This is a genomic window from Nocardia sp. NRRL WC-3656, assembly GCF_000720265.1.
In the GTDB taxonomy this organism is placed as follows: domain Bacteria; phylum Actinomycetota; class Actinomycetes; order Mycobacteriales; family Mycobacteriaceae; genus Nocardia; species Nocardia nova.
Genome location: NZ_JOJF01000019.1, coordinates 21,669 through 33,471, shown reverse-complemented (window position 1 = coordinate 33,471; position 11,803 = coordinate 21,669). Strand labels below are relative to the sequence as shown.

15 protein-coding genes are annotated in these 11,803 nt (G+C 67.4%); 10 read left to right on the top strand and 5 right to left on the bottom strand.

The window, feature by feature from the left end; all coding sequences use genetic code 11:
* Positions 1–111 precede the first annotated feature (111 nt).
* Positions 112–633 carry an Lrp/AsnC family transcriptional regulator gene (locus IG65_RS0123465; protein ID WP_030517113.1) on the top strand — a complete coding sequence of 174 codons (522 nt, stop codon included), beginning with the start codon at positions 112–114 and terminating at the stop codon, positions 631–633.
* 8 nt (positions 634–641) lie between these two features.
* Here the strand turns inward: IG65_RS0123465 and IG65_RS0123460 are convergent, their stop codons facing one another.
* Complete coding sequence (locus tag IG65_RS0123460) at positions 642–1,760, bottom strand: winged helix DNA-binding domain-containing protein (protein ID WP_030517112.1); 1,119 nt, start codon at positions 1,758–1,760, stop codon at positions 642–644.
* Between the two features lie 58 nt (positions 1,761–1,818).
* Positions 1,819–2,793: an NADPH:quinone oxidoreductase family protein gene (locus IG65_RS0123455; RefSeq protein ID WP_030517111.1), complete on the bottom strand. Its 975-nt coding sequence runs from the start codon at positions 2,791–2,793 to the stop codon at positions 1,819–1,821.
* Positions 2,794–2,916: 123 nt separating this feature from the next.
* Here IG65_RS0123455 and IG65_RS0123450 point away from each other — a divergent pair, with 123 nt between their 5' ends.
* From IG65_RS0123450 to IG65_RS0123440, 3 genes are all read left to right on the top strand, one after another.
* On the top strand, positions 2,917–3,237 hold the full coding sequence (locus IG65_RS0123450) for a hypothetical protein (protein WP_051756726.1): 321 nt from the start codon (positions 2,917–2,919) through the stop codon (positions 3,235–3,237).
* On the top strand, positions 3,234–4,433 hold the full coding sequence (locus IG65_RS0123445; protein ID WP_030517109.1) for a transglycosylase SLT domain-containing protein: 1,200 nt from the start codon (positions 3,234–3,236) through the stop codon (positions 4,431–4,433). The genes IG65_RS0123450 and IG65_RS0123445 overlap by 4 nt, the downstream gene beginning before the upstream one ends.
* A gap of 158 nt (positions 4,434–4,591) precedes the next feature.
* Positions 4,592–5,365, top strand: a complete 774-nt coding sequence (locus IG65_RS0123440; protein ID WP_036525533.1) for an acyl-[acyl-carrier-protein] thioesterase — start codon at positions 4,592–4,594, stop codon at positions 5,363–5,365.
* Between the two features lie 81 nt (positions 5,366–5,446).
* Here the strand turns inward: IG65_RS0123440 and IG65_RS0123435 are convergent, their stop codons facing one another.
* Positions 5,447–7,114, bottom strand: a complete 1,668-nt coding sequence (locus IG65_RS0123435) for an FAD-dependent oxidoreductase (RefSeq protein ID WP_030517107.1) — start codon at positions 7,112–7,114, stop codon at positions 5,447–5,449.
* Between the two features lie 187 nt (positions 7,115–7,301).
* Here IG65_RS0123435 and IG65_RS0123430 point away from each other — a divergent pair, with 187 nt between their 5' ends.
* On the top strand, positions 7,302–7,793 hold the full coding sequence (locus tag IG65_RS0123430; RefSeq protein ID WP_030517106.1) for a histidine phosphatase family protein: 492 nt from the start codon (positions 7,302–7,304) through the stop codon (positions 7,791–7,793).
* 23 nt (positions 7,794–7,816) lie between these two features.
* Here the strand turns inward: IG65_RS0123430 and IG65_RS0123425 are convergent, their stop codons facing one another.
* Positions 7,817–8,017 (bottom strand): hypothetical protein, encoded by a 201-nt coding sequence (locus IG65_RS0123425; RefSeq protein ID WP_030517105.1) that lies wholly within the window; start codon positions 8,015–8,017, stop codon positions 7,817–7,819.
* Between the two features lie 84 nt (positions 8,018–8,101).
* Between IG65_RS0123425 and IG65_RS0123420 the strand changes: the two genes are divergently transcribed.
* The 5 genes from IG65_RS0123420 to IG65_RS0123400 all read left to right on the top strand — a co-directional run bounded on the left by IG65_RS0123420 (position 8,102) and on the right by IG65_RS0123400 (position 10,918).
* Positions 8,102–8,470, top strand: a complete 369-nt coding sequence (locus IG65_RS0123420; RefSeq protein WP_030517104.1) for a VOC family protein — start codon at positions 8,102–8,104, stop codon at positions 8,468–8,470.
* Positions 8,471–8,609: 139 nt separating this feature from the next.
* Entirely contained in the window at positions 8,610–9,035 is a 426-nt protein-coding gene (locus IG65_RS0123415) for a MerR family transcriptional regulator (RefSeq protein ID WP_030517103.1), read from the top strand.
* Positions 9,036–9,099: 64 nt separating this feature from the next.
* Positions 9,100–9,576, top strand: coding sequence for a carboxymuconolactone decarboxylase family protein (locus IG65_RS0123410; protein ID WP_030517102.1), 477 nt, complete (start codon positions 9,100–9,102; stop codon positions 9,574–9,576).
* Positions 9,577–9,580: 4 nt separating this feature from the next.
* Positions 9,581–9,892: a GNAT family N-acetyltransferase gene (locus IG65_RS0123405; protein ID WP_030517101.1), complete on the top strand. Its 312-nt coding sequence runs from the start codon at positions 9,581–9,583 to the stop codon at positions 9,890–9,892.
* A gap of 42 nt (positions 9,893–9,934) precedes the next feature.
* Entirely contained in the window at positions 9,935–10,918 is a 984-nt protein-coding gene (locus IG65_RS0123400; RefSeq protein ID WP_030517100.1) for a pirin family protein, read from the top strand.
* Here IG65_RS0123400 and IG65_RS0123395 read toward each other — a convergent pair whose 3' ends face one another.
* Positions 10,919–11,794: a helix-turn-helix transcriptional regulator gene (locus IG65_RS0123395; RefSeq protein ID WP_030517099.1), complete on the bottom strand. Its 876-nt coding sequence runs from the start codon at positions 11,792–11,794 to the stop codon at positions 10,919–10,921.
* Positions 11,795–11,803 lie beyond the last annotated feature (9 nt).

Below are 11,803 nucleotides of genomic sequence, written 5' to 3'. Positions count from 1 at the left end.
GACACCCTGGCGTAATTGGTCACCATATGCCGCCGAGTGCTGGACAATTTGAATAGCTGCACACGGGCCTCGTCCGGTGGCGCGGCGCCGGACCGAATACAGGAGACGACGATGACGCGCACCCCCGCCAAACTGGACGAACTGGATCTGGCGATCCTCACCGCCATGCACGAGTACCAGAAGGCGGGCGTACTCGAGCTGTCGCGACGCACCCGGGTGGCGCGGGCGACCGTCCAGTCGCGCATCGCGCGCATGGAGGAGGCCGGGGTCATCGCCTCCTACGATCCGCGGGTCGACGTCACCGCCGCCGGATTCGACGTGCAGGCCTTCGTGAGTCTGGAGATCGCGCAGGGCGCACTGGACGCGGTGACCACCGATCTGGACGCCATCCCCGGCGTGCTCGAGGCCTACGCGACCACCGGTTCCAGCGATGTCCTGTGCCGCATCGGCGCCGATTCGCATTCGGGCCTGCAGGCGGTGCTGCTGAGTATCGACCGCAGCGCCGCGGTGGTGCGCTCGCACAGCGTGATCGTGCTGTCCACGGTGGTCGCACATCGCACGCTGCCGCTGCTGCGCACGCTCACTCCGGCGGGGACGAGCAAGGCTCCGGCATACCGGAATTCGACGCCCTGAGCGCGCGCCTACTTCCCGGTTCTGAGATTCGCTCCGGGCGCGAGGATTTCGACCTCCGGCCGCAGGCTCGGTTCCAGAAAACCCAGCAGATTCCGGGCCTCCGCTTCGACCTCGGACGCTTCCCCCGCCGACCATTCCCGGCTCGGTGCGATGCGCAACCGCGCCGCCGACTTGTCGGCGAAGATTTTGTAGATGCCGGCCAGAAATCCGTCGATGAGCACCGGACACACCTGGGCGGCCATATGTTGCAGGGGCAGCGGGGCATTTCCGGGAATGATCCGGCTGCGATCCCGATGCGACAGCAGCACATTGTCGTACCACCCCAGCAGCCGGACGGGTGCGGGCAGATCGGGATCGGCGAGTTCGGCGTCGGCGGCGTCGTACAGAACGCGGCCGCGCTCGTCGGTGTAGGTGCGCACGCGCTCGCCCAGCCCGGCCAGTATTTCCCTGATTCCGAGCAGCCGCGACCAGGTCTGCACATCCATCGTGGTCGCGGGACCGAAGGCACGCAAATAGCGAAGGACCAACTCCTGCACCGGATATGCATCATCGAGCGCTGCGTCCAGCCACGGTTCGATGCGCGACCACACCGGCCGGCTGTTGTTCCGCCACAGGCCGCGCGGCGGGGTCTGCAGCACCGGGAGCTGGTAGAGCCAGGTCTGGGTCACGGCCGTGGGGTCGCGGTCGGGATAATTCTCGACGGCACGGGCCCGCAGATCCGCCGACGACATCGGCTCCGCTCCCAGCACCTTCTCGCCCCGGGCGCGTACCTCCTCCGGATCCAGCCCGACCATCGCGCCGTAGAAGAAGCCCTTGCGGAACGGGATCTTCTCCAGCTCCGGCTGGATGTGCGGCGCGATGCGCACCGCATCGGCCGCCGTCACCAGGTGAATCGTGGCGCGCATCAAGGTGATTCGCACCAGCGAACGGTTCTCGAGGCCGGCCGAGACCGTCGCCGGATCGAAATCGCTGATCCGGCTCCACAATCCGACGTAGGGCGGCGCCACGTCCTGGGCCTGCAGCCCGACCAGATGTTCACACAGCTGTGAGACCGGCACCGGGGACCGCTCGAGCAGGTGCTGCCGGGCCAGCAGGGTGCGATTCAGAATCCGGTCGGACAGTTCCATGATGCGCACACCCTACGGCCCGGCACCGACATCCGGCGGGTGCCGAACGAAGGCCCGCTCAGCGGACGGTGACGACGACTTTGCCCTTCGCCGAACGGTTGTCGAGCGCGGCCACCGCGGCCGCCGTCTCCGTCAGCGGGTACAGCACGGGCTGCGGCGCCGCGATCTTGCCCGATTCCAGCAGCGGCGCCACCTCGTCCCACTGCTCCTGCAGATAACCCGGATGGGTCATCACCCATTCGCCCCAGGCGGCGCCGACCACCTCGACGTTCTTGAGCAGCAGGCGATTCACCTTCACGGTGGGTATCTCGCCCGCGGTGAAGCCGACCACGAGCAACCGGCCGGCCGGGGCCAGCGAGCGAATGCTGTCGGTGAACCGGTCGCCGCCGACCGGATCCAGCACGATGTCGACGCCGCGTCCGCCGGTCAATTCCTTCACCGCGGCCAGCCAGCCGTCGGTCAGCACCACATCGGATGCGCCGTTGGCCCGCGCGACCTCGGCCTTCTCCTCGGTACTCACCACGGCGATCACCCGGCTCGCGCCCAGCGCCTCGGCCATGCGCAGCGTGGAGGTGCCGATGCCACCGGCCGCACCGTGTACGAGCACGGTCTCGCCCTCGGCCAGCCGGCCCCGGTTGCGCAGGCAGAAGTGCACGGTCAGATCGTTGAACAGAATTCCCGCACCCGCTTCGAGGGAAATGTTGTCCGGCAGCCGGAACACCATCTCCTTCGCGGTCACCGCGGTTTCGGCGACCGCATTACCCAGCATGGTCAGCGCCACCACCCGGTCGCCCGGCTTGACCCGCGCGTCCTCGGGCGCCGAGCGCACGATCCCGGCCACCTCGCCGCCGACCACGAACGGCAGTTCGGGTTTCATCTGGTAGAGCCCCCGGGTCATCAGCACATCCGGGAACGCCACCCCCGCGGCATGGACGTCGATCACCACGCCACCGGGGAATTCCGCCGGTTCGGGGATGTCCACGACCTCGATGGATTCGGGCCCCTCGAGCTTGCTCACCTGGGCTGCGCGCATGAAACGACCTCTCTGTCCGCGGCTGCTTTCCAACAAGTTAACCGGTCTTCGCGCACCCCTGTCCACAGGTCCCCGATTTGCTACGCTTGGGCCCGCTGAACTGAGCGAAGAGGGGGATTTCTCATGGCCGGTCCCAACGATCCACCCGCGAACGCGATGAAGATCGATCCCGCGGCCCTGCAAAGTTTCGCGAAGACCCTGCGCGACGAGTCCGATGCCATCGGCAAACTCGACTCCGGACTGGCCGACGCGGCCGGCGCGCTCCCGGGCACCGGCTGGGACGCGGCCTGCACCGGCGCCAAGGATTCGGTCGAGAACGCGTTGAAGCGAATCGGTTCGCGCGTAACGCATATCGCCGACACCGTCGAACAGGCCGGCAAGGTCATCATCGATACCGACCAGCAGTTGCGCGACGATCTGAACAAGATCGGCATCCGCGCATGAGCGGCGCGGCATTGACCATCGGCGATGTCGAAAAGTGGGACCCCGACAAACTGAACACCGCCGCGACCGCCGTCGGCAAACTCTCCGGTGACCTCGATCAGGCCGTCATCGCCGCCGTGAACAGCACGCAGAAACTGGGTCAGGACCAGAAATGGGGCGGCGGCGCCGCGCAGGCCGCGGACGGCCGGATGCAGGTGGAGAAAGGCCGCGCCTCGACCGTGAGCCAGGCGATCCTGGGCTTGCAGACGGCGCTGAACCAACAGGTGGAGAACCTGAAGAACGCCAAGATCGCCGTGCTCCAGATGCGCGACCAGGCGACCTTCGTGCCCGCCCCCAGCCTCATGCCCGCATTCGAAGTCAATCCCGACGGCACGGTGAACCCGCAGAAGCGGCTCGACTGGCTCGACCAGCACCGCGACAAACTCAACGACATCGAGTACACGGCGAAGACCACCGAGATCAAGACCGACGCCGCCACGCACGAGTGGGCGATCGTCAACGCCCTGAAAAATGCGCAGACAGTGGCGGATTCGGCGATTGCCGCCCTCAACGGCGCCAAGGCTCCGGTGGATGCCGCGTTCGCGGGGCTCGGAGACCCGGTCACCGGCGCGGGCGCCGCACCTCCGGCGCCACCCGCTCCCACCGCACCCGCCGCGGCGGCGCCGCCCGCCGCCCCGACCGCCACACCGGTCGCGAGCCATTCGGGCAGCCCGGCGTCCTCCAGCCTGATGGGCAACTCCCACCACGGCGGCGGCACCAGCTCCTACAGCGGCGGCAGCTACGGCGGCGGCAGCTACAACGGTCCGACCAGCGGTCCGCCGCCGACCGCACATCCGTCCGGTGATGTGCAGCAGTGGATCGCCCAGGCCAAGCAGGTCCTGATCGAGATGGGCTATCCCCCGGAATCGATCGATGAGAACGCGATCGCGCTCATCATCGAGCACGAATCCGGCGGGGATCCCAACGCGATCAACAACTGGGACAGCAATGCGGCGGCCGGTCATCCGTCGAAGGGGCTGATGCAGTGCATCGACAGCACCTTCAACGCCCACGCGGCCCCGGGCCACACCGACATCTGGAATCCGGTCGACAACATCGTGGCCGCCACGCGCTACTCGATCGATCGCTACGGGTCCCTCGACAATGTGCCGGGCGTTTCCGCGGTCTCCGGTGGTGGCGGCTACGTCGGCTACTGATCGGCGGCCGGAACGCCGGTGGCCGCGACACAACTGGACATTTGCTACGTGTGAGTAGAGCCATCTCGGCGTAACAGTGTGACCTGCGCCCCGTAAAGTCATGTCACAAGAAGCACCGCATGAAGTACGCGGCACACCGTGCAGCGCGAGGAGCACCAGTGTCACTCGATCAGCCACTCGCCCCGCTTCCCCAGGAGGGCATGGGCTTCGCCTCGGCGTGGCCCATCCGGGCTGGCGATGTAGATCCCTACAGCCGGCTGCGGCTCGACGCCGTGGCTCGATATTTGCAAGACATCGCGTGGGAAGAGTTGCACAGCACGTTCTTCCACCGCACCGACCCGGCGTGGATCGTACGCCGCACCGTCATCGACGTGGTGCGTCCGATCGTCTGGCCGGATCGGGTGCAGTTGCGGCGCTGGTGTTCGGCGATGTCGACCCGCTGGACGAATATGCGGGTGCGGATCAACAGCGACAGCGGCGGCCTGATCGAGACCGAGGGCTTCTGGATCAATATCAACGAGTCGACGAATATGCCGACCCGGATCAGCGACCAGGGATTGGCGCATCTGGCCCGGACCACCGACGAACATCGGCTGCGCTGGCGGCCGTGGCTGACCGATGCGGTGCCGCCGGAGTCGGATACCGATCTGACGTTCCCGGTGCGCGCGACCGATATCGACCAGTTCAACCACGTCAACAACGCCATGTACTGGCAGGCGGTCGAGCATTTCCTGGTGGACTATCCGAAGCTGGTGGCCGGGCCGCATCGCGCGGTGATCGAATATGTGGCGCCGGTGCTGGCCCGTCAGCACATCAGCGTGCGCAGCCGCTACGAGCCCGGTGACCGCAACGGCCAGCCGGTGCTGCGGCTGTGGTTCATGGTCGGTGGCACCATCACCACCACCGTGCGGATCGGCGCGTTACCGACCTGAGTGTGGATAGCGGAGAGTTCGCGAAGGAGCCCCGCCGACGTCCGGACCCTCCCGCGAGGGAGGGTCCGGAAGCACCGGTGTTCAGCCGCGTGCGGCTTTGAGCAGATCTTCGATGGTGGTGAGCTTGACCCGCGGCCGGCCGCCGGACTTGCCGGCGCTCTTCTCGGCCGCGTCGATGGCCTTCCAGCCCTCTCGGCCGACGGCGTCGGGCTGGCGCTGCGCGAGCAGGGCCTCGAGCGCGGCCCGATCACCTTGCGGGGCAGCCAGTTTGCCGGAGGTGAAATCCTCGAGCACCTGTTCCACGGTTTCGGTGGCATCCACGCGGTTGGAACCGATCACACCGCGCGGACCGCGCTTGATCCAGCCCGAGACGTAGACGCCGGTGACGTGAGCGCCGTCGGAGACGACGCGGCCGTGCTCGTTCGGGACGATCCCGGCGCGCTCGTCGAACGGCAGATCCGCGATGGGAACACCGCGATAGCCGATGGACCGCAACACCATCGACGCCGGCAGCGTCTCGGTGCGATCCGACGCCCGCGCCACGACGCGGCCGTCCTCGCTGACGAGTTCGTTGTGCACGAACTCGAGCTCCTCGACGTGACCCTCGCCGCGGATCTCGGTCGGTGACGCCAGGTAGCGGAACACGATGCGCTTGTTGTGCGGGTTCGGGGCCTTGGCCGCGTACTCCTGGGCCAGTTCGTACTTCAGGCGCAGCGAGGGCTCGATCTCTGGATCGTCGAGCAGCGCCTGGCCGGCCGGATCCAGCTCCAGCTCGGCGGGGTCGATGATCACATCGACGCCCTTCAGATGTCCCAGCGCCAGGAACTCCGCCGAGGTGTAGGCGGCCTGCAGCGGGCCACGCCGCCCCAGCACCACGACCTCGCGGATATTGCTCGAGCGCAGCGCGTCCAGGGCGTGGTCGGCGATATCGGTCTTGGCCAGCTCGTCGGGCGACAGCGTCAGCACGCGTGCGACGTCGAGGGCGACGTTGCCGTTACCGACGATCACCACGCGCTCACCGGACAGGTCGAAGCTGCGCTCGGCGTAGTCGGGGTGGCCGTTATACCAGGCCACGAACTCGGTCGCCGAATGGCTTCCGGGCAGATCCTCACCGGGCACGTCCAGGCGGCGGTCGGCCGACGCGCCCACGGCGTAGATCACCGCGTGGTGATGGGCCTGCAGTTCCTCGTGCGAGATGTGTTTGCCCACCTCGACGTTGAGCCGGTACTGCAGGGTGTCACGCCGGAACGCGCTCTCGAACATGCTCGACACCGACTTGGTCCCCGGATGATCCGGGGCCACACCGGCGCGCACCAGACCCCACGGGGTGGGCAGCCGGTCGAACATCTCGACCTCGACATCGGCGCGGCGCAGCAGCTCGTCGGCGGCGTAGCAGGCCGCCGGACCGGCGCCCACGATCGCCACCCGCAGCGTGCCCAGCTCCTTGGGCGGGCGTGCCGGGGTCACCAGCGGGTCGAAATTCGATTCCAGCGGGTGGCGCTGGAAGTAGGCGGCGTTGATATCGCGGAAACGAGCCAGCGACGCCGTCAGATCGTCCTCGGAGAAGATGGCCTCCACCGGGCAGGCATCCACACACGCACCACAGTCGATACAGGTGTCGGGGTCGATGTACAGCTGCTCGGTCGTCGCGAACTCGGGTTGCTCCGGAGTGGGACGAATGCAATCGACCGGGCACTCGGGAACGCAGCTGGCGTCGTTGCAACAACGCTGCGTGATCACGTAGGCCATATCTCGCAGATCCTCGAAACATCATGGGACATCCCCACCCGGGTTTGGACAGGGCGTGCATCGCACCGGTTGCCTTCGGCCCCCGTTGTGACACTACCTTCAGTGTGCCTCGAGAGTGAGTTACATCTCCCATCAGGTAGCGAATTAGATAACACCGTTTACTTTCTACGGCGCTACGGTATTGCTCATGGCGCGGACGCTGATCCTGATGCGACACGGTAAATCCGCATATCCACCGGGTGTCGACGACCACGATCGGCCGCTGGCGCCCCGGGGGCGGCGCGAGGCGGCGCTGGCCGGAACCTGGCTGCGCGAGACCCAGCCGGCGATCGACGCGGTGTGCTGTTCGGACGCGGTCCGGACCCGCGAAACGCTCGCCGCGACCGGCATCGACGCGCCGGCCGTCTACGAGCATGCGATCTACGAGGCCACGCCGCACACGCTGATCGAATTGATCCAGTTGACCGGCGACGAGGTGGAGACGCTGCTGCTGATCGGCCACTCGCCGGGGATGCCGTGGACGGCGTGGGAGCTGGCGGCCAATCGCGCCTCGCTGCCGGCGGAGGAGCTCAGCCGCAAATTCCCGACCTCCGCACTGGCGGTGCTGGAATTCGACCGGCCGTGGTCACGCGCGGACCCGGGCACCGGCGAATTGGTCCGGTTCCACGTGCCGCGCTGACGCGCTGGTGTCGAAAAGGCTTGTCAGCGTAGGAATTTGCCGCGCACGACGACGACCGCGCCGAGCAGCACGAGCACCAGCAACGCGACGAACCAGTTCGTCAGCGCCCAGACGACGCCCAGTACGACGATCACCGGGACCGCCGCGACGAGGGCGATGAACGGGCTTTCCTTGACCGTCTCCAGCGCCGACCGCGCCCGGACCCGATCGATTTCCTTGGCCATGTACTCAGAGTAGGTGCTCGGCGCTGGTTGCGCCCGAATTGTCCGGCAACCCGGATTGTCGGTGGTCGATGAGATGCTCCTCGCATGGATTGGAAAATCGAACTCGTCGCCATCCCGGTCACCGACGTCGACCGGGCGAAGGACTTCTACACGAGCATCGGATTCAACGCCGACCACGACGCCAGCCCGACCGAGGACATCCGGTTCGTGCAGCTGACTCCGCCGGGTTCTGGATGTTCGATCTGCATCGGCAAGGGCATCACCGACGCCGCGCCGGGCAGCGTGGTCGGTATGCAGATGGTGGTGTCCAGCGCCGAGGAGGCCTATCGACAACTGGTGGCCGCCGGCGTGGAGGCCACGCCGGTCAAGGACGAGGGCTGGGGCCTGTTCACCTATTTCGCCGATCCCGACGGCAACAAGTGGGCCGTGCAGGAACTGCCGCAGCGGGGTTGAGCCGCCGCCGAGTCGAGCCCGGGCGGTGCGTTCCGATGCGCTCGGGCTTGCATGGAGTGCACTCCAGGTGGGTACTGTCGAAGCGCAGATCCGGCGCAGCCGGTGCGGGTCGGGAAGCGGCTCAGGAAGGCGAGGGGCGATGACGGCAACCACGGCGAATCCGCTCGAGCACACCGAGGATTACGAGCGCCCGAAGTATTCGATCGGCGATGTCGCGGAGCGGTCCGGTCTCACCCGCGACACGCTGCGCTGGTACGAGCGAATCGGCCTGATGGACTACATCGGCCGCGATTCCAGCGGCAAGCGCCGGTTCAGCGATCGGGACCTGAGCTGGCTGCATCTGATCGGCTGTCTGCGCACCACCGGGATGTCGGTCGCCGATATGGTCCACTACGCCGAACTGGTGCGCGCCGGTGACGAGACCACCCCGGAGCGGCTGGAGATGTTCCGCAAGACCCGCGAGGGCGTGCTCGCCCAGATCGAGGACCTGCACAGCACACTCGCCGTGCTGGACCGCAAGATCGGCCTCTACGAGGGCAGAGTGGCTGCCATGCAAGACATCTGAACCCGCGTGACGTCGCATACATCCCGCGCAAGGTGACGCAGCGCACGGTTAGGATGCCTCCGCTATGCAAACCCCCGCCGCCGATGCCCGCATCTGGGTCGACAAACAGAGTCCCGAGCCCTTCCGCGCGCTCAACAGCGTCGCACTGGCCGTCCGCAACGCCGCCGCGGCCGCCGGTCTCGACCGCTCCCTGGTCGAGCTGGTCAACGTGCGCGTCTCGCAGATCAACGGATGCGCGTACTGCCTGGATCTGCACTCCCAGGCAGCGCTGAAGGCAGGCGTGACCCGACAGCAACTCGACGTGTTGCCGGCCTGGCGGCGTACCGAGTTGTTCACCCCGTCCGAATGCGCCGCCCTCGCACTCGCCGAGACGACCACCACGTTGCCCGATGAGGACACCCTGCAACGTGTGTACGCCCATGCGCGGCAACAGCTGTCGGACGAACAGGTTTCGGTGATCGTCTGGGTCGCGACGACCATCGGCGCGTTCAATCGCGTGTCGATCATGAGCAGGCATCCGGTGCGGGAACGGAAGGAGTAACCCGATGATCGATCAGGCCGCGACCGGAGCAGTCGTCCGCAACGACGCGCAGCACCGCTACGAGGTGTGGTACGGCGACAAACTCGCCGGATTCGCCGAATATCGCGACAACGGCGAGGACACCACCTTCATCCACACCGAGGTGGATTCGGAGTTCAGCGGGAAGGGCCTGGCCGGCACGCTGGCGCAGCACGCGATCGTGGACACGATCGACCGCGGCCGTGCGATCGTGCCCCGCTGCTCGTTCATCAAGAGCTGGCTCGACAAGCACCCGGACTACGATGCTCACGTAGTGGGCAAAGGCATTCAGCGGTAACCGCGCCCGGCATCAGCGGTGACCCCGGACCGGAGGTGGCCGATGAGCGATCTCGAGGCGAATCCCGCCGAGGCGCTGTGCGAATCGTCGCCGGCGCCCGGCCCGCGGGCGGATTTCTATCCGGCGCGGGAGGTGCCACTGGGCGGCGTACGCGGCGTCACGGTGATGCGGGTGCTGCCCCAGCGCGATCTGCCGACGGTCGGGGCCTGGTGTTTCCTCGACCACTTCGGTTCGACCGAGACCTCGCATCGGCTGCCGCCGGATATCGATCCCCATCCGCATATCGGATTGCAGACGGTAACCTGGCCGTTCGACGGCCGGATCCGTCATCGCGACAGCGTCGGATCCGATGTGGAGATCGAACCCGGCCAGCTGAATCTGATGACCTCCGGACGCGGTATCGCGCATTCGGAGTACACCGTGCCCGGTGCGCCCGCCGGGCAGGGGCTGCAGTTCTGGATCGCCCTGCCGGACGCGCACCGCGATATCGCCCCGCACTTCGAGCAGCATCGCGAACTGCCCGTGCTGGCCCGCCCGGGACTGCGGGCGACCGTGCTGATCGGCTCGCTCGGGGATGTGCGCTCCCCGGCGGTCACCTACTCCCCGATCGTCGGCGCGGACATCACCGTCGGCCCGGGCGCGGACGCACATCTGCCGCTGACACCCGAATTCGAGCATGCGGTACTGGTGATGTCGGGTGAGGTGCGCATCGACGACGTACTCGCCGAACCCGGTCCGCTGCTGTATCTGGGCAGCGACCGCGCCGAACTGCGGCTGCGCAGCGCATCCGGTGCACGGGTGGTGCTGATCGGCGGCGAGCCCTTCGGCGAGGATCTGGTGATGTGGTGGAATTTCGTCGGCCGCAGCCACGACGAGATCGACGCCGCCCGCACCGCATGGGAGAAGCACGACACCGAACGCTTCGGCGACGTCGCGGGACATACTCCGCAGCAACGCATTCCGGCGCCGCCGCTGCCCAACCTGCGGTTGCGACCGCGCACCCGCCGCACGTTCCCGCCCCGCTGATCAGCTCCGATCGAAAACCGTGCTGCCCGAATCGGTCTCGTCGGTCATGGTCTGGGTTCCGATGACGCGCAACAGTTCCAGCCGCTCCTTGGCGTCGGTACCGGGGCGCGGATAGTAGACCAGCAGATGCTGGGCGGCATTCGGCGTCACCAGTGTTTCGCAGACCAGGTCGAGCAGCCCTACCTGCGGGTGCCGGATCCGCTTGGCATCGCTGATCCGGACCGCCACCTCGTGCGCCGACCACAGCCGTTCGAATTCGGGACTGACCGCCCGCAGCCTGGTCACCAGTTCCGTCACGTCGGGGTCGCCCGCCCGCCGCGCGGCGGTCGCCCGCAGATCGGCGACGTGCCGGCGGGTCAGCCGGTCCCAATCGGCGTCGGGGAAAGTCTCCCGGCCGGCCGTATCGGTGAACCAGCGCCACAGCAGGTAGCGATCCATGCCGGTGAAGCGGGTGTGGTCACCCATCATGTTGATGTGCATGCGGTTCTGCGCGAGGATCTCGCCGAGATCCGACACCACGCAGGCGGGCGTGTCCTCCAGCTTGTCCAGCAGGTAGAGCAGCCCGGGTCCGACGTGCCGGTCGCCGCCGCCACGATGGGGCGCCGCATGTCCGCACAGGTGGTAGAGATGGTCGCGCTCGTCGTCGGTGAGCCGCAGTGCGCGGGCGAGTGCGCCGAGAACCTGCACCGAGGGCCGCGGGCCCCGCGACTGTTCGAGACGGGTGTAGTAGTCGGTGGACATCCCGGCGAGCAGGGCGACCTCGTCGCGACGCAGGCCGGGAGTCCGGCGGCGGGTACCGGGCAGCAGTCCCACATCGGCGGGCTGTAGCTGTTCGCGCCGGCGCCGCAGGAAATCGGCCAGTTCATCGCGATCCATCACTCCACT

Excerpts from the sequence above, each read along its gene's own strand:
- IG65_RS0123465 (WP_030517113.1), top strand. The coding sequence starts at position 112 with ATGACGCGCACCCCCGCCAAACTGGACGAACTGGATCTGGCGATCCTC.
- IG65_RS0123460 (WP_030517112.1), bottom strand. The coding sequence starts at position 1,760 with ATGGAACTGTCCGACCGGATTCTGAATCGCACCCTGCTGGCCCGGCAG.
- IG65_RS0123455 (WP_030517111.1), bottom strand. The coding sequence starts at position 2,793 with ATGCGCGCAGCCCAGGTGAGCAAGCTCGAGGGGCCCGAATCCATCGAG.
- IG65_RS0123450 (WP_051756726.1), top strand. The coding sequence starts at position 2,917 with ATGGCCGGTCCCAACGATCCACCCGCGAACGCGATGAAGATCGATCCC.
- IG65_RS0123445 (WP_030517109.1), top strand. The coding sequence starts at position 3,234 with ATGAGCGGCGCGGCATTGACCATCGGCGATGTCGAAAAGTGGGACCCC.
- IG65_RS0123435 (WP_030517107.1), bottom strand. The coding sequence starts at position 7,114 with ATGGCCTACGTGATCACGCAGCGTTGTTGCAACGACGCCAGCTGCGTT.
- IG65_RS0123430 (WP_030517106.1), top strand. The coding sequence starts at position 7,302 with ATGGCGCGGACGCTGATCCTGATGCGACACGGTAAATCCGCATATCCA.
- IG65_RS0123425 (WP_030517105.1), bottom strand. The coding sequence starts at position 8,017 with ATGGCCAAGGAAATCGATCGGGTCCGGGCGCGGTCGGCGCTGGAGACG.
- IG65_RS0123420 (WP_030517104.1), top strand. The coding sequence starts at position 8,102 with ATGGATTGGAAAATCGAACTCGTCGCCATCCCGGTCACCGACGTCGAC.
- IG65_RS0123415 (WP_030517103.1), top strand. The coding sequence starts at position 8,610 with ATGACGGCAACCACGGCGAATCCGCTCGAGCACACCGAGGATTACGAG.
- IG65_RS0123410 (WP_030517102.1), top strand. The coding sequence starts at position 9,100 with ATGCAAACCCCCGCCGCCGATGCCCGCATCTGGGTCGACAAACAGAGT.
- IG65_RS0123405 (WP_030517101.1), top strand. The coding sequence starts at position 9,581 with ATGATCGATCAGGCCGCGACCGGAGCAGTCGTCCGCAACGACGCGCAG.
- IG65_RS0123400 (WP_030517100.1), top strand. The coding sequence starts at position 9,935 with ATGAGCGATCTCGAGGCGAATCCCGCCGAGGCGCTGTGCGAATCGTCG.
- IG65_RS0123395 (WP_030517099.1), bottom strand. The coding sequence starts at position 11,794 with ATGGATCGCGATGAACTGGCCGATTTCCTGCGGCGCCGGCGCGAACAG.